Origin of the sequence: Bacillus altitudinis (assembly GCF_001191605.1) — a bacterium.
Taxonomy (GTDB): domain Bacteria; phylum Bacillota; class Bacilli; order Bacillales; family Bacillaceae; genus Bacillus; species Bacillus altitudinis.
Map to the genome: position 1 here is coordinate 295029 of NZ_CP009108.1, position 16431 is coordinate 311459.

14 protein-coding genes are annotated in these 16431 nt (G+C 43.4%); 2 read left to right on the forward strand and 12 right to left on the reverse strand.

Features of this window, described 5'->3' with window-relative positions; genetic code table 11:
* Positions 1–24: 24 nt before the first annotated feature.
* From ID12_RS01540 to ID12_RS01580, 9 genes are all read right to left on the reverse strand, one after another.
* Entirely contained in the window at positions 25–294 is a 270-nt protein-coding gene (locus ID12_RS01540) for a hypothetical protein (protein WP_008347702.1), read from the reverse strand.
* Positions 295–574: 280 nt separating this feature from the next.
* Positions 575–1867, reverse strand: a complete 1293-nt coding sequence (gene eno, locus ID12_RS01545) for a phosphopyruvate hydratase (protein ID WP_003212752.1) — start codon at positions 1865–1867, stop codon at positions 575–577.
* Between the two features lie 29 nt (positions 1868–1896).
* Positions 1897–3432, reverse strand: coding sequence for a 2,3-bisphosphoglycerate-independent phosphoglycerate mutase (gene gpmI, locus ID12_RS01550; protein WP_017359214.1), 1536 nt, complete (start codon positions 3430–3432; stop codon positions 1897–1899).
* A complete protein-coding gene (tpiA, locus tag ID12_RS01555) occupies positions 3425–4186 on the reverse strand; it encodes a triose-phosphate isomerase (RefSeq protein WP_048001978.1) in 762 nt (253 codons plus the stop codon). The genes gpmI and tpiA overlap by 8 nt, the downstream gene beginning before the upstream one ends.
* 30 nt (positions 4187–4216) lie before the next feature.
* Positions 4217–5401 carry a phosphoglycerate kinase gene (locus ID12_RS01560; protein WP_017359212.1) on the reverse strand — a complete coding sequence of 395 codons (1185 nt, stop codon included), beginning with the start codon at positions 5399–5401 and terminating at the stop codon, positions 4217–4219.
* 213 nt (positions 5402–5614) lie between these two features.
* Positions 5615–6622, reverse strand: a complete 1008-nt coding sequence (gene gap, locus ID12_RS01565) for a type I glyceraldehyde-3-phosphate dehydrogenase (RefSeq protein WP_007500174.1) — start codon at positions 6620–6622, stop codon at positions 5615–5617.
* Between the two features lie 31 nt (positions 6623–6653).
* Positions 6654–7691: a sugar-binding transcriptional regulator gene (locus ID12_RS01570; RefSeq protein WP_050826615.1), complete on the reverse strand. Its 1038-nt coding sequence runs from the start codon at positions 7689–7691 to the stop codon at positions 6654–6656.
* Positions 7692–7979: 288 nt separating this feature from the next.
* Complete coding sequence (locus ID12_RS01575) at positions 7980–9365, reverse strand: amino acid permease (RefSeq protein ID WP_048002953.1); 1386 nt, start codon at positions 9363–9365, stop codon at positions 7980–7982.
* 137 nt (positions 9366–9502) lie between these two features.
* Complete coding sequence (locus ID12_RS01580) at positions 9503–10696, reverse strand: ornithine--oxo-acid transaminase (RefSeq protein WP_050826616.1); 1194 nt, start codon at positions 10694–10696, stop codon at positions 9503–9505.
* Between the two features lie 209 nt (positions 10697–10905).
* Between ID12_RS01580 and ID12_RS01585 the strand changes: the two genes are divergently transcribed.
* The gene (locus tag ID12_RS01585) at positions 10906–12348 is read left to right on the forward strand and encodes a sigma-54 interaction domain-containing protein (RefSeq protein WP_080987754.1); all 1443 of its coding nucleotides are present in this window, start codon (positions 10906–10908) and stop codon (positions 12346–12348) included.
* A gap of 227 nt (positions 12349–12575) precedes the next feature.
* Here the strand turns inward: ID12_RS01585 and ID12_RS01590 are convergent, their stop codons facing one another.
* Positions 12576–13313 (reverse strand): FadR/GntR family transcriptional regulator, encoded by a 738-nt coding sequence (locus tag ID12_RS01590; RefSeq protein ID WP_025207996.1) that lies wholly within the window; start codon positions 13311–13313, stop codon positions 12576–12578.
* A gap of 173 nt (positions 13314–13486) precedes the next feature.
* Positions 13487–14785 (reverse strand): RNA polymerase factor sigma-54, encoded by a 1299-nt coding sequence (rpoN, locus tag ID12_RS01595; protein WP_017359207.1) that lies wholly within the window; start codon positions 14783–14785, stop codon positions 13487–13489.
* Between the two features lie 70 nt (positions 14786–14855).
* On the opposite strand from rpoN, the gene yvfG reads away from it, so the two are divergent.
* A complete protein-coding gene (yvfG, locus tag ID12_RS01600) occupies positions 14856–15071 on the forward strand; it encodes a protein YvfG (protein ID WP_017359206.1) in 216 nt (71 codons plus the stop codon).
* A gap of 24 nt (positions 15072–15095) precedes the next feature.
* Here the strand turns inward: yvfG and ID12_RS01605 are convergent, their stop codons facing one another.
* The gene (locus tag ID12_RS01605) at positions 15096–16421 is read right to left on the reverse strand and encodes an MATE family efflux transporter (RefSeq protein ID WP_048002934.1); all 1326 of its coding nucleotides are present in this window, start codon (positions 16419–16421) and stop codon (positions 15096–15098) included.
* Positions 16422–16431 lie beyond the last annotated feature (10 nt).

Here is a 16431-nt window from a genome sequence, read left to right on the forward strand (position 1 = left end):
CCTCGCATCTGTTCTCACCATTTGTTAGAAGCCGCATTTGATTTTAATATACAGGCCTAAAAACTTGAACTCTCCTAAAAATTTCGAGCCTTTTCCAAATGTTTTGCATGCCCAAATCAAAGCTGCAGCTGTCACAATGCCTAAGATAGCGGCAAGGACATAAATCCAAAATGCATTTTTCTGTACGTTCTTAGAAGTTAGAATTCGTTGCTTCCTTTCATCATATGCCGCCAGTAGGTGAAGGACATACATGTACACGCCTACTGGAAAACGAAGGCTAAAAGGATTCAGCATCTCATCACCCCCTAATATATGTAAAATGATACCACCCCCATGCAAATAGCATAAGTTCAATTCAGATCATATTTTTAGAAGAGTTTTCATGATTTATTGCTTATAAATCGTCAAGCTCATCGTTTCACCTCTGACTGAAGGATGATTTTTTACAAAAATAGGATATGACAAAGGAAGCAGAGCCTATTCGCTTGAGCCAGCTTTGCGTCTTTATTTCAACATAAAAAAAGCGCTGCGATACGCTCTTTTCAAAAGAGCGCACGCAGCGCGTTGCTTTACATTACTTATTCAAGTTGTAGAATGTAGCAATGCCGTGGTATTGAGCTGTTTCAGCCAATTGATCTTCGATGCGAAGTAATTGGTTGTATTTCGCCACACGGTCCGTACGAGATGGAGCACCTGTTTTGATTTGTCCAGCGTTAGTTGCAACTGCAATGTCTGCAATTGTGCTGTCTTCTGTTTCACCAGAACGGTGAGAGATAACAGCTGTATAGCCTGCACGTTTCGCCATTTCGATTGCATCAAATGTTTCAGTTAATGTACCGATTTGGTTTACTTTGATGAGGATTGAGTTACCAACGCCGTTTTTGATTCCTTCAGAAAGCTTCTTCGTATTTGTTACGAACAAGTCGTCTCCTACTAGCTGAACCTTGCTGCCAAGACGCTCAGTTAATAGTTTGTGACCTTCCCAGTCGTTTTCATCAAGGCCGTCTTCGATTGAGATGATTGGGTATTTCGATACCATATCTTCATACCAGTCAACCATTTCAGCAGATGTTTTCACAACACCTTCGCCTGATAAATGATATTTACCGTCTTCTTTGTTATAGAACTCAGAAGATGCAGCATCCATCGCAAGTTTCACTTCTTCACCTGGTTTGAAACCAGCTTTTTCAATCGCTTCTACGATTGTTTGAAGTGCTTCTTCGTTAGAACCAAGGTTTGGAGCGAATCCACCTTCGTCACCTACAGCTGTGTTTAAGCCTTTTGCGCTTAATACAGATTTCAGGCTATGGAAGATTTGAGCGCCCATGCGAAGTGCTTCACGGAAGTTTGGAGCACCTACAGGCATAATCATGAATTCTTGAATGTCTACGTTGTTATCCGCATGCTCTCCACCGTTGACGATGTTCATCATCGGCACTGGAAGCGTTTTGGAGTTGAATCCACCAAGGTATTGATAAAGTGGAATTTGTAAGAAATCAGCAGCCGCACGTGCTACAGCGATAGATACGCCAAGGATTGCGTTTGCACCTAATTTCCCTTTGTTTTCTGTTCCGTCAAGTTCGATTAACATTTTGTCAATTGCTACTTGTTCAGTGACATCAAAGCCTAAAAGCTCTGGTGCAATGATTTCGTTTACGTTGTTTACAGCTGTCAAAACACCTTTTCCAAGGTAACGGTCTTTGTCTCCGTCACGTAGTTCTACTGCTTCATATTCACCAGTAGAAGCACCACTTGGTACTAGTGCACGGCCAAAGCCGCCAGATTCTGTGTAAACTTCTACTTCAACTGTTGGGTTACCGCGAGAGTCTAATACTTCGCGTGCATATACGTCAACAATGTATGGCATCGTTATTTCTCTCCTTTTGAATCAATTTGTTATTTCTGAATCAATGATGTTCCTGTCATCTCTTTTGGTTTTTCAAGTCCAAGTAAGTCTAAAAGCGTTGGAGATAGATCAGCTAAAATGCCGCCTTCTCTAAGCGTCGCACCTTTTTTCGTTACGATGACTGGCACAGGATTCGTTGTATGTGCAGTATGCGGCTTTCCTTCTTCGGTAATGAGCACGTCTGCGTTACCGTGGTCTGCCGTGATGATGGCGTGTCCGCCTTTTGCAAGGATTGCGTCGACTACAGCTCCTAAGCACTCATCTACTGCTTCAATGGCTTTGATTGTTGGCTCAAGCATACCTGAATGCCCCACCATATCTGGGTTAGCAAAGTTCAGAATGATCGCATCATGCTTATCAGCATTGATGTCTGCAACAAGTGCATCCTTTACCTCATAAGCGCTCATTTCTGGCTTGAGGTCATAGGTTGCGACATCTGGTGAATTGATTAAGATGCGGTCTTCTCCAGGAAATTCTTCTTCACGTCCACCGCTCATAAAGAACGTCACGTGAGGATATTTCTCTGTTTCAGCAATCCGCAGCTGCTTCAATCCATTTTGAGAAAGTACTTCTCCTACTGTGTTATCCAAATTCACTGGTTTGAAAGCCACATAGCCATCTACCGTTTCACTGAAGTGTGTGAAGCAGACGAAGTGTAAATCCTTCGGATGTGCTTCCCCGCGGTCAAACGAGCGGAAATCTTCATTTGTGAATGTGTTTGAAATTTGAATCGCACGGTCTGGACGGAAGTTATAGAAAATCACAGAGTCGCCGTCGTTTACTTTTGCAACCGGCTCACCATTTTCTCTCGTAATGACAGATGGAATAACGAACTCATCGTAGATTCCATTTTCATAGGAGTCATCAACGACATCATAGATGTTTTGATAACTTGGGCCTTCACCATACGCCATCGCGCGATATGCTTTCTCCACACGATCCCAGCGCTTGTCACGGTCCATTGAGTAATAGCGTCCAGAAAGTGTTGCGACTTCTCCGACACCGATTTCTTTGATTTGTTCTTCAAGCTGTTTTAAGTACACTTTCGCTGTCTTCTGACCAACATCGCGTCCGTCTAAGAAGCCGTGAATGTATACTTTTGTTAAGCCTTCTTTTTTCGCTAGTTTCAGCAAGGCAAAAAGATGCTGGATGTGGCTATGCACACCGCCGTCTGACAAGAGACCGAATAAATGAAGCGCCTTGTCATTTTCTTTTGCATAAGTCATTGCATCTAGGAACGTTTCGTTTTTCTCAAATTCCCCATCACGAATGGCAACATTCACTCTTGTTAAGCTTTGGTACACGATGCGTCCTGCACCGATGTTCAAATGCCCAACTTCAGAGTTCCCCATTTGACCTTCTGGGAGGCCCACTGCCTCACCTGAAGCCGTTAAGGTTTGATGCGGGAATTCGTTCCAGTAGCGGTCGAAGTTCGGTTTCTTTGCTTGGGCAACAGCGTTACCGACTGTTTCGCCTCTTAAACCGAATCCATCTAAGATGATTAATGCAGCTGGTTTCTTACTCATATTGACCTTCCTCCAATAATTGAACGAAAGACTGAGGTTCTAAGCTTGCGCCGCCTACCAAAGCACCGTCAATATCGGATTCTGCCATATATTCTTTAATATTCGCAGGTTTCACGCTTCCGCCATATTGAATGCGAAGGCTGTCTGCCGCTTCTTGACCAAATTCGCTTGCAACCGTTTGGCGAATGTGCGCACAAACATCGTTTGCATCTTTCGCTGTAGAAGATTTACCTGTACCGATCGCCCAGATTGGCTCATAGGCAATGACAGATTCAGCGACTTGTTGCTTCGTTAAACCAGCTAGTGCTTTCTTCACTTGATCAGCGACAAGTTCGTTTGTTTTGCCTGCTTCACGCTCTTCAAGCGTTTCACCTACACAGATGATTGGAACGATGCCATACTTGAATGCAGCATGTGCTTTTTTGTTCACTGTTTCATCTGTTTCAGCGAAGAATTCGCGGCGCTCTGAATGACCGATCACTGAGTAGCCGATGCCAAGATCTTTAAGCGCAGCAGGGCTGATTTCACCAGTGAATGCACCATTTTCTTCAAAGTGCATGTTTTGCGCACCAATTTTAAGGTCTGTTCCGTTAGAAAGGCTGTTCAGCTTTTCAAGGAAAAGGGCTGGTGCACAGACAATAGATTCCACTTTGTCAGGAGATGGAATAGATGACTTGACTTCTTCAACGAAGCTTACAGCTTCACCAAGTGTTTTGTTCATCTTCCAGTTCCCAGCTATAATTGGTTTTCTCATGATTGACACTTCCTTATAGCAGTTTTGGTCTTATTTATCGTTTAATGCAGTCACACCTGGAAGTTCTTTGCCTTCCATAAATTCAAGTGAAGCGCCGCCACCTGTAGAAATATGGCTCATCTGATCGGCAAGACCAAATTTCTCAACAGCTGCTGCTGAATCTCCACCACCAATGACAGAATATGTATCTTTTGCTTCTGCCAGTGCTTCTGCGATTGCTTTTGTTCCTTTAGCGAATGCATCGATTTCAAATACACCCATTGGTCCGTTCCAGACAACAAGTTTGCTGTTTTTAATGACATCAGCATACTTCTCTCTTGTCTCTGTTCCAATATCAAGTGCTTCTAGATCACTTGGAATTTCAGAGATTGGCACAATGCTTGTATTCGCATCATTTGAAAAGTCGTCGGCTACCAGAACATCTGTTGGAATCAGGAAGTTCACGCCTTTTTCTTTTGCACGGTCCATAAAGGATTTCGCTAAATCTACTTTGTCTTCTTCTAATAGAGATTTTCCTACTTCGTGGCCAAGTGCTTTGACAAATGTATAAGCAAGTCCGCCGCCGATGATCAGGTTGTCCACTTTATCAAGAAGACTTTCAATTACACCGATTTTATCCTTTACTTTTGCGCCACCGATAATCGCTGTAAATGGGCGATCAGGGTTTGAAATGGCTTTTCCTAGAACCTCAAGCTCTTTTTGCATGAGGAAGCCTGAAACAGCCGGAAGATACGCTGCAATACCAGCTGTGGATGCATGTGCACGGTGTGCAGCACCGAACGCATCATTGACATACACATCGGCTAAATCAGCAAACGCTTTTGATAATTCAGGATCGTTCTTTTCTTCACCAGGATAGAAACGAACGTTTTCAAGCACTAGCACATCTCCTTCTTTTAAGTCAGAGATTTGCTTTTTCACGTTGTCGCCGTAAGCTTCATCTGCTTTTTTCACTTCTTGTCCAAGAAGCTCTTGCAGACGTTTTGCTACAGGTGTCAGACGCAGTTCTTCAGTAACTTGACCTTTCGGACGACCCAAATGACTAGCTAGTAGTACCTTTGCGCCTTGTCCTGTTAAATACTCAATCGTTGGTAATGCTGCGCGAATACGAGTATCATCCGTCACTTTTCCGTCCTTCATTGGAACGTTAAAATCTACGCGGCAGAACACAACTTTACCTTTTACGTCAATGTCTTTTACTGATTTCTTATTCATGCTCGTCAGGAGATCCTCCTTTATTCTGGTTTCCTTACGCATTGGACAAGTCTCTCTTTATCCTTTTCCCATTTTGCCCTCATCAAAACGAGAAATCGTGCAGAACGGATAAATACAGAGAAAAAGGGAAAGGGATGCTTCCCCTTCCCTTGTCCGTCTTCATTATATCGTGTCTCTAGGAAAGAACCAAGTGAGTTCCTTCAGTGTGAGAAATTAAAGACCTTGTTTTGCAATGTAAGCTGCAAGGTCAACAACGCGGTGAGAATATCCACTCTCGTTATCGTACCAAGAAATGACTTTCACCATGCTGCCTTCCATTACCATTGTAGAAAGAGCATCGATTGTTGAAGAGTTTGCATTACCATTGTAGTCACCAGATACTAATGGCTCTTCGCTGTAGCCAAGGATTCCTTTAAGTTCTCCTTCAGCCGCTTCTTTAAGTGCTGCATTTACGTCTTCAGCTGTCACATCTTGATTTAATTCAGCAACAAGATCAACTAAAGAAACGTTAGGTGTTGGAACACGCATAGCGCCACCGTTTAATTTACCTTTAAGTTCAGGCAATACAAGTGAAACAGCTTTCGCAGCACCTGTAGAAGTTGGGATGATGTTTTCCGCAGCTGCACGAGCACGACGGTAGTCTTTGTGCGGAAGATCAAGAATTTGTTGGTCATTTGTGTATGAGTGAACAGTTGTCATCATACCGCGTTTGATACCAAATTTATCGTTAAGTACTTTTGCAAATGGAGCTAAGCAGTTTGTTGTACAAGATGCATTAGAGATGACATCGTGGCTAGCTGCATCGTATTTGTCTTCGTTTACACCCATAACGATTGTGATATCTTCTTCGTTAGCAGGAGCAGAGATGATGACTTTTTTAGCGCCAGCTTCTAAGTGTTTAGCAGCGTCTGCACGTTTTGTGAAGAATCCAGTAGATTCAACAACGATTTCTACGCCTTGTTTACCCCAGCTTAATTTCGCAGGGTCACGCTCAGCTGATACTTCGATTGTTTTACCGTTCACTACTAAGTTCGTACCGTCTACAGAAACCTCTGCATCTAGTTTTCCGTGAACAGAGTCATATTGTAAAAGGTGTGCAAGCATGTTAGCGTCTGTTAGATCGTTAACCGCTACTACCTCAACTTCAGGATTGTTTAATGCTGCACGAAATACGTTACGTCCAATACGTCCAAATCCGTTAATACCGACTTTTACTGCCATGATGTTTCCTCCTTTTATAGGTCACAATGTTTTATATTGAGGGATCGATTGACTCCCTTAATAACTCTTTTGCGGCTCCTTCGTCTGTGACGAGAACCGTTCGGCGGGGTTTTTTGAAATAAGCTTCAATGGCCCCAGCCTTTGATGATCCACCAGCAACAGCAATGATGTGTGGAATGCTTTCTAAATCATCTAGCTGCATGCCGACGGAGTGCACTTTGTGGACGACCTCGCCATCACGATTAAAGTAATAGCCAAAAGCCTCTGTCACTGCGTCATGCTCATCAATTTTTTTTAAATCTTCAGCGGGTGTGTTTCGTCTCATCGCCATTGTTTTTGCTTCACCGATTCCATGAATGAGCATCGTGGATGATTTAATTGTTTGAAGCACTTCTTTGACGGACGGCTCTTCAATAATGGAAGAGTAAGCACCTTCTGACAGCTGTCCTGGAACAAACAGCAGTTTGTAAGTACCGGAAGCTTTTTCAGCCATGTGGGCACAAATGGTGTTTGCCTGATTTTTTACATTCTCCCCAAGACCGCCTCTCGCAGGGACAAACATCATGTCTCTGTTTTTGGCATCAGGGGTCATCATTTCGGCAACGGCTTCCATCGTCGTTCCGCCAGTGACGGCGACGATATTATTTCCTGTAAACCTTTTTTTCATACATTGGACAGCAGCTCTTCCCATTTCTTGCTTCACCCACGGGGATTCATCGCTGTCACCAGAAACAATGATGACTTCTTCCAGGCCTAATTTCCTCTTTAATGTATTTTCCAAAAAGGTTAAACCTAAAACGTCCTTCATCATTCCTTCAAGTATTTCAAGCAAAGCATGACCTTCAGTCGTCAGCATCATACCGCTCGTTTTGACATCCAGCAGATTTTGTTCCTTTAAGAACTGAACTTCAGCTCTTAAAATACGTTCACTCAGACCAAGACTTGTCGCAAGACTTCTGCGACCAATTGGTTCAGCTAATCTGATGTACTGCAAAATGTCGTAGCGTTTTTGCATAACTGTGAGAAGATCTGGTAATAATTTTTTTTGAGCTTCCAATAAACGATTCATGGCTAACGACCCTTTCTTTTCACGTTGGACTAAAAACGTCCCACTGTGACAAAAAACGTCCCGCCACAGCCAAAAAAAATCAATCCCTGCTTTCTTTAATTATTTTAACAGGATAATCTTGCATTTTCAACTCTTACAAACACATTTAGACAAAAAATAGACACATTTTGACCGATAACCTGCTTGTCATCTAGCTTTCCGCTATTTTATTTTTTTCAAACTATTTATTTTCTTCTATATTGAATGCATTTGTCTTTGAAAAGGTGCAGGCGGTCAAAAGCCGCCTGCTTATGTTTTCGGTATCGTTTCTTTCTCTTCATTAAACCGTTTCGCATCTTCCTTCGGTTTAATCTTGAGGTAGTAAATGATGTAGCAGGCGGCCATAAATGGAACTCCGCAATAAAGACCAATCCGCTGATCCTCAATAAAGAATAAACTGATAAGAACAATGCCAAATGCGATAAAGCCTGCTAAAGGCACAAATGGATAGAAAGGCGTTCGGAAGACCAGATCCTTTACATCTCCGCCCTCTTTTATGAATTGTCTCCTAAAGAAGTATTGGGATAAACAAATAGACATCCAAACAACGACAAGCACCATACCCGAAATGGATATGAGCCAGACATATACCGTTTTTGGTGCTACAACACTCGTGAGCAGTGATAGAGCGGATACACCCATTGTCACCAATAAGGCATTGATCGGGATTTTACGTTTGGATAATTTTTTCGTGAAAACAGGTCCTTTCCCGTCTTTTGAAAGCGCCCATAGCATACGTGATGATGCATATAATCCAGAGTTCGCTACAGATAAGACGGCTGTAATGATGATAAAATTCATGATATCTGCGGCGTATGGTATGCCGACCTTGTCCAATACCACAACAAACGGACTATCCACTGCGCCGGCGGTCTGCCATGGAAGAAGCGCCGCAAGAACCGCAATGGATAAAACAAAAAAGACCATCGTCCGCCAAATAATATTCCGAATAGAACGCGGGAGTGTTTTTTCCGGACTTTCACTTTCACCTGCTGCAATCCCTACAAGCTCTGTTCCTTGAAAGGAGAAATTGACTGTGACCATGGTTAATAAAATCGCCAAAAGACCATTAGGAAAAAGGCCGCCATGATCCGTCAAATGACGAAATAGTGGGGCAGGTTCCCCACCTTTCAAGTGAATCATTCCGAAAATTGCGCCAATTCCAATGATAATAAACAATAAGATCGCAGCAACCTTGATGGCTGAAAACCAAAACTCTGTTTCAGCGAAGCTGCGTGCCGAGATGGCATTGATGGAAAATAAGATGACGCTAAAGGCAAGACACCAAAGCCAAACAGGGATATCTGGGAACCACCTTTGGAGTAGAATACCTGCTGATGTAAACTCAAGTCCAATCGTACACGCCCAGCTAAACCAATAGAGCCAGCCGATCATAAAGCCCGTGGATGGACCAATATACTTCGTGGCATACTCCTGAAAAGAACCAGCTGTCGGCATCGCCACTGCTAATTCACCAAGACAGAGCATCACCAAATACATGAGCAATCCGCCAATGATAAACGAAAGAATGGCTCCCCCTGGGCCTGCCTGATGAATAATGAGTCCTGACCCAAGGAAAAGGCCTGTTCCAATGACCCCACCTAAGGCAATCATAAAGAGATGTCTACTTTTCATGGAACGCTCTAATTCATTATGCTGTTCTGGCTTCAAATCCGCTTCCCCACTTTCACTCTTCTATTCATCAACCTTTGACAAAATTCGCCGTTCATTGAAAGAGAAAGGGAGAATTTGAAGTCTTCTCCCTTGATCATTTATGCTTGAAATAACGCTTCGATATGAGCGATTGCCCAATCCAAGTCTTCTTTTGAAATGGTGAGCGGCGGTGCAAATCGAATTACTGTCTCATGGGTTTCTTTGCATAACAGCCCGGCTTGCTTGAGCTTCTCGCAATAGGGTCTAGCTGCCTCAGTCAGTTCCATTCCAATAAATAGTCCACGCCCGCGCACTTCCTTAATGACAGGACTTTGAATGCGTGACAGTTTGTCTTTGAAATATTCCCCAAGCTCCAATGAGCGCTCGGCAAGCTTCTCGTCGATTAAAACATCTAGTGCAGCTAGCGATACTGCGCACGCAAGAGGATTCCCGCCAAAGGTAGACCCGTGAGATCCTGGGTTAAACACACCTAAAATATCACGATTTGCTACAACACATGAGATCGGGAATACCCCGCCGCCAAGTGCTTTACCAAGAATCAGCATATCCGGCTCAATGCCTTCCCAGTCGCATGCAAACATCTTGCCAGTCCGCGCTAATCCCACTTGAATTTCATCTGCGATCAATAACACATGTTCCTTCTCACAGATCGCTTTTGCCTCTTTTATAAAGCCCTCAGGCGGCATGACAATGCCCGCTTCTCCTTGAATCGGTTCAAAGAGAAAAGCTGCTGTTTGCGGAGTGATCGCTTTGCGTAACGCCTCAATATCTCCATAAGGGATGAGCTTTATGCCCGGAAGCATCGGACCGAAACCTCTTTGATATTCTGCTTCCGAAGAAAGTGACACAGCCGTCATTGTACGACCATGAAAATTCCCGGTACATGCAATGATTTCTGCCCGATTCTCTTCGATACCCTTGACATCATAGCCCCATCGTCTCGCTGCCTTTATCGCCGTTTCCACAGCCTCTGCTCCTGTATTCATCGGCAATGCCATCTCTTTATTCGTTAATTTGCAAATCTTCTCATACCAAGGACCAAGCTGATCATTATGGAAGGCCCTTGATGTGAGTGTCACGCGGTCAGCTTGTGTTTTAAGCGCTTCTATAATGCGGGGATGGCGATGTCCTTGGTTGACTGCAGAATATGCACTGAGCATATCCATGTAGCGGTTGCCCTCAGGATCAGTCACCCACACTCCCTCAGCCTCTGAAATCACAATTGGCAACGGATGATAGTTCGCCGCACCGTATTGTTCTGTTTGATGAATCAATGCTTTTGTCTGTGTCATCGTGTATTCCTCCTTCTATAAGCTTGCCTCTTTTGATTGGGTTCATCTTCACTCTTATGTTATGCAAGGATCATGCCAACTTAGTGATCGCTCTGTGCCTAGGATTGTGCTCATCTTTAACGCAAAATAATTTTGCATATGCAAAATTATTTAGAGGAAACCGCAAAATTTTTCATGTAAAATAGAGGTAATGTCTGGAGGTGGCGCAAGTGAAAAAAGATCAGCATACCGCAAAGCTCGAAAATGAGATTGATCTATATAAACAAATGCTCGATTTAATTGATGTTGGGGTTCACGCCATTGACGAAAATGGCAATACCATTGTTTATAACAAAAAAATGATGGAGATCGAATCTTTAAAACGTTCTGATGTCCTTTATAAAAATGTCTTAGACCTCTTTGTGTTTCAGGACGAGATGCACAGTACACTTGTCCAAGCGCTGCGAACCGGGAAACAGACGGTTCATGCAAAGCAGACGTATCACAACTACAATGGTAAAGAAATCACAACGATTAACCATACATACCCGCTCGTACGAGACGGTCTGATTCAAGGAGCGGTTGAAATTTCGAATGATGTCACGAAACTGGAACGGCTCATTCATCACAATATGAAGAAAAAAGGAAACACACGCTTTACATTTGATTCAATCATTGGGGAGAGTCCTGCCTTTTTAGAAGTGATTGAACATGCGAAACGAGCCACACGTACCTCTTCTTATGTGCTGATTGTTGGTGAGACAGGGACGGGGAAAGAGCTATTTGCACAAAGCATTCATAATGGCAGCAGCCGTTCATCTGGACCATTTATTACGCAGAATTGTGCAGCACTGCCTGATAACCTGATTGAAAGTCTGCTTTTTGGAACACAAAAAGGGGCTTTTACAGGGGCAACAGATCAGCCCGGTCTATTCGAACAAGCACAAGGAGGTACACTGCTTTTAGATGAGATCAACTCATTACACCCAGCTCTTCAAGCAAAACTATTGCGCGTCTTGCAAGAGAAACGTGTAAGAAGGTTAGGCAGTACAAAGGAAATCGCCATTGATGTGAGAGTGTTTGCTAATATGAATGAGGACCCTGTGGATGCGATCGCAGGTGGACGGATGCGAAAGGATTTATTTTACCGGCTTGGCATTGTCACCTTGTTTATCCCGCCACTCTCTGAGCGAAAAGAAGACATCCCCACATTTGTCATGCATTTTATTCAAAAATATAATGAACTGTTTCAAATGAATGTGAAGGCGGCTGATGAAGAGGTACTTGCCCTGTTCCAAACGTATCATTGGCCGGGCAATGTAAGAGAACTGGAGCATGTGATTGAGGCTGGAATGAATATGATGATGGACGAAACATCCTTAAGCTTGCATCACCTTCCTTACCATTTCCGATTCAAGCAAGGAGAAGGTCATCCTAGTGAACACATGCAGATGAGTCCGGTGCAGCCTACAGCTGCAGCTGATACCTTCGTCTACACGAGCTCAGATCATACAACTGACTTCCAAACCCAAATGGAACGATTTGAAAAACAATACATCGTCCATTACTTAAATAAAATGGACGACAATATTTCACAGACTGCAAAGATATTGGGCATGAGCAGGCAAAGTTTGCAATATCGAATGAAAAAGCTGCATATTTCTCTTCAATAATAGAGCTGTGCCCTTATGCGGCACAGCTTAGATTGTTGACAAAGGGCTAAAATGACCTTTATTTTAGCCCTTTGTCTTCTTTTCAGCGTGATAGAAAACCTTTGCAGTCTAGGAAGGACGAGCACTGGCACGGAGCGAATTTGACATTCGTGAGTACCAGCGCGCAGGACTGACAAAGAATGCGAGGGTTTGTCTACACGCTGAGCTGTGCCGCTTTTCGGCACAGCTTATTGTATATCTGGCTTTCCTTCCTGTTCTTGCAGCACATCACCAAGAAGTTGTTCTACTTTTTCCAAATGTGTGAGCATCGCCCGCTCTGCTTCTTCTGGCTGTTTGTCCATGATAGCTTGATAAATTCGTTCATGGTCCTTGTAAAGCTGATGGATGGAAGCTTTTCTTGAGAATAACACGACTTTTCTTGTTTCTCGCATCGTTTCCATTAACAAGGTTGAGACCTGATTCATTAACGCCGCTAGTAAATGATTCTTTGAGGCTTTAGCGATGGCAAGATGAAATGTGAGGTCTGCCTCCTCACCAATTTCTTTATGCGCTTCTGCACGCTTCATTTGTTCTAGTGCCTCCTGCAGTCGATGGAGGTCATCATCTGTCCGCAGCAATGCTGCCTTTTTGACAGCACCTGATTCAATGATTGATCTCACTTCAAGAAGCTGCACGATATCCTGCTGCTTCATCAAAAAAGCAGGAGATAAACAAAATGTGAGCTGCTCAGGATCGAACTGCTTCACATATGTGCCTTCTCCTTGCTTCATCTCTATTAATCCGATCGCTTTCAGAGCGGACAGCGCCTCTCTCACAGCGGAACGGCTGACTTGAAAATTTTCAGAAAGTGCTTGAACCGAGTCTAATTTTTCGCCTGGAAGAAGCTCCCCCGTTCGAATGGATTCGACTAATGCGTCCGCAATTTCTTCATATATTTTTTTCGTTTTGATTTGTTTATATTTCAATTGGTCTCACCTCATCACTGTTGTCTACCCTATCGGCTCATGCCCTATCTTATACTTTACCCCAAAATTCAGATCACACGTCTTCCCTTTTTTCAATTCTCAAGAAATCTTCTATCACTCTTCCACTCATCAAAAAAGAAGCACATGCCATTGTTTCTGGCATGTGCTTCTTTTTAATCATATCGCTTCCGCAGCGTGGAAGACGGAAGGTTCATTTGTTCACGATATTTGGCAATGGTTCTGCGAGAGACGCGGATACCAAAGGTTTGCTGAAGATGCGTCATGATTTGCTGATCCGAATACGGTTTTTTCTTATTTTCTGATTGAATCAGCTCCGCAATGTGGGTCTTCACTGTGTAGCTGGATGCTTCTTCGAGCGAATGCCCTTCTAGTTTCGCTTGGAAAAACTGTTTCATTTCCATTAATCCGTAAGGGGTCTGCACCATTTTCCCTTTGACTGTTCGACTCACTGTCGACTCATGCACTTGTAATATATCTGCAATCCGCTTCATCGTAAGCGGTTTCATTTTATGCTTCCCTGTCAGGAAAAAATCAGTCTGTTGTAAGATAATCTCACGAACGACATTTGTCATCGTTTGTTTTCTCTGCTTCAGCGCTTGAACAAGCCAATTGTACTGCTGCTGCTTTTCCTTTAAATACGTGTATGCTTCATGCCGCTTTTGATCTTGAATCATGGCGAAATACCCTTCATTCATTTCAATGTCCGGAAAAGCACGCTGGTTCAGCTCGAATGTGATGTGACCTCCCGCAGCTGTAATCAACACATCTGGTTCTATATACACATCCTCTTCTTCATAAGAGAAATGAAGGCCTGGTCTTGGTTCGAGAAGCGACACCTCATCTTGTATGGCTTGCAGGGTTTTCAACGGCATACCTGTTTTAGCTGCGATTTCCTTCCAAGCCTTCCTTGCGAAAAGAAAGAAATGCCCTTCAATGATCAGCTCTGCTTCATACCAGCGTTCCTTTTTTCGTCTAAGCTGGAGCAGGATACATTCTTGCAATGATCTAGCGCCAATACCGGCAGGCTCTAATGATTGAAGCTGATGAAGAACAGCTTCAACTTCTTCTGCCGAAGCCTGTAACACAGCGGCCATTTGGTCAACCGGTTCATTTAAATAGCCATTGGAATCAATGGACTCAATCATGAATTGAAAAATCCTTTGATTCTTTTCACTTAAATTCAAATCAATGGCCTGTCTCTTTAAATACATTTGCAGGCTTTCTTTTTGATGCGTACGATACGGCTCTGTCATTCGATCTTGCGTTCTTTTATGATAAACTGGTTGATAGCTGTCCGTGTCTTTCCGCTCAATCAGAGGGTTCTCAAGCGCTAACTGATCAAGATACTCACCCAGCTCTGCACAATTCAATTGCAACAGCGTAATCGCCTGCCTGAGTTCTTGCGTGAGTACCTGCTTTAATACTAGTTCTTGTTGCAGTTTAAGGCTCATTGTCTCCCCTCCCTCTCATCATTTTACATGAAGATTGACGGACCGTATATACGAAATAGGAGTGATTTCCATGTCTGAACTTTTTTCCGTTCCATACTTTATTGATAACTTAAAACAGCACATTGCCATGAATCAACATGAAGACAAGATTCATGCCATGAACGCTTATTATCGTTCGGTGGTTTCTACACTTGTGCAGGACCAATTGACGAAAAATGCTGTTGTCTTGAAGCGAATTCAGCATCTCGATGAAGCGTACCAAAAGGTGAAAAAAGAAAGCGAATAAATGGACGACAAACAACACCCTTTCTCATGATTGCAAAGGGTGTTTTTCATATAGGAAAAGCTTTTGATCCAGCTTTGATTTGTACATCATCAAAAAGCCAGACCGTCCTAAAGTATAAATGATAAAGGCAAACCATAGTCCGTGATTGTGCCATATCGGAATGACTGCCGCCTGAACAGCCACAAACAAAATCATCGCAAACAGCATTGAATTCCTAACAGGAGCAATTTCTGTCGCACCTGTGAATACACCATAAATCACCAAGCCAAAACAAGCAGCAAACGGATAAAGAACGAGCCAATCGGCATATTGCAGTGTCACATCAAGAAGCTGAGGCAAATTTGTAAACAGGCTCAAAATCGGTACTTTAAAGAAAAAGTAAGCTGCCGCAATGACACATGCCATCACAACTGCCCATTGTCTCGAAAGGGTTAATGTTTTATCATAAAGCGCTCGGTCGTTCGCCCCTACTGATCTGCCGACAAGAATACTGGATGCATTGGCAAATCCATCGAACAAATAGGCCATGATGTAGTGAATTTGAAATAAAATGGCATTCGCCGCCAATTGCTCCGTTCCGAAAGACGCTCCCTTCGCTGTAAACATGTTGATCACAACAAGCAGACAGATCGTTCGGATAAACAAGTCTTTATTCACATGAAACATTTTCTTTACCGCACGTGTGTCCATCACCTGCTGAAGAGACGGCATCCGAAAACCGTTTGACGTATGCTTCAAGATGATCCAGGCACCTAACACAAAAGCAGTGAGTTCAGAGATCAATGTCGCCGCTGCCACACCTTTGACGGCAAAAGAAAACGCATGAACTAAGATCAATGCCAAGATCATATTCATGACATTGATCAAAATTTGTAAAGAAAGGGCTTCTTTCATTTTTGCCATCCCCATCAGCCAGCCGAGTATGACGTAATTCATCAAGGTAAATGGCGCTCCCCAGATCCGAATATGAAAATAGTCCGCTGCATATTCGCGCACATCAGCAGCAGGAGAGATGATCCATAATGCGGATTGAATAATGGGCCATTGAAGAGCAATAAAACAAAGCCCGACGATAATAGCCAGCAAAAAAGGCCTTAGAAAAGCAAGAACACCCTGCTCCTCGTTCTGCGCTCCGTTTGCTTGGGCGGCAAAAGCAGATGTACTTACCCGTAAAAAGCCAAACAGCCAGTACAATGTACTAAAAATGAGACTGCCGACTGCGACGCCTCCTATATAAGCGGGGTTGGCAAGCTGGCCAACAACTGCTGTATCGACAGCTCCAAGTAATGGCGTGGTCATCGTTGAAATGGTTAAAGGGATCGCCAAAGCTAAATATGCTCGATGGTTCACGATGCCACCT

Excerpts from the sequence above, each read along its gene's own strand:
- ID12_RS01540 (WP_008347702.1), bottom strand. The coding sequence starts at position 294 with ATGCTGAATCCTTTTAGCCTTCGTTTTCCAGTAGGCGTGTACATGTAT.
- eno (WP_003212752.1), bottom strand. The coding sequence starts at position 1,867 with ATGCCATACATTGTTGACGTATATGCACGCGAAGTATTAGACTCTCGC.
- gpmI (WP_017359214.1), bottom strand. The coding sequence starts at position 3,432 with ATGAGTAAGAAACCAGCTGCATTAATCATCTTAGATGGATTCGGTTTA.
- tpiA (WP_048001978.1), bottom strand. The coding sequence starts at position 4,186 with ATGAGAAAACCAATTATAGCTGGGAACTGGAAGATGAACAAAACACTT.
- ID12_RS01560 (WP_017359212.1), bottom strand. The coding sequence starts at position 5,401 with ATGAATAAGAAATCAGTAAAAGACATTGACGTAAAAGGTAAAGTTGTG.
- gap (WP_007500174.1), bottom strand. The coding sequence starts at position 6,622 with ATGGCAGTAAAAGTCGGTATTAACGGATTTGGACGTATTGGACGTAAC.
- ID12_RS01570 (WP_050826615.1), bottom strand. The coding sequence starts at position 7,691 with ATGAATCGTTTATTGGAAGCTCAAAAAAAATTATTACCAGATCTTCTC.
- ID12_RS01575 (WP_048002953.1), bottom strand. The coding sequence starts at position 9,365 with ATGAAAAGTAGACATCTCTTTATGATTGCCTTAGGTGGGGTCATTGGA.
- ID12_RS01580 (WP_050826616.1), bottom strand. The coding sequence starts at position 10,696 with ATGACACAGACAAAAGCATTGATTCATCAAACAGAACAATACGGTGCG.
- rpoN (WP_017359207.1), bottom strand. The coding sequence starts at position 14,785 with ATGAGCCTTAAACTGCAACAAGAACTAGTATTAAAGCAGGTACTCACG.
- yvfG (WP_017359206.1), top strand. The coding sequence starts at position 14,856 with ATGTCTGAACTTTTTTCCGTTCCATACTTTATTGATAACTTAAAACAG.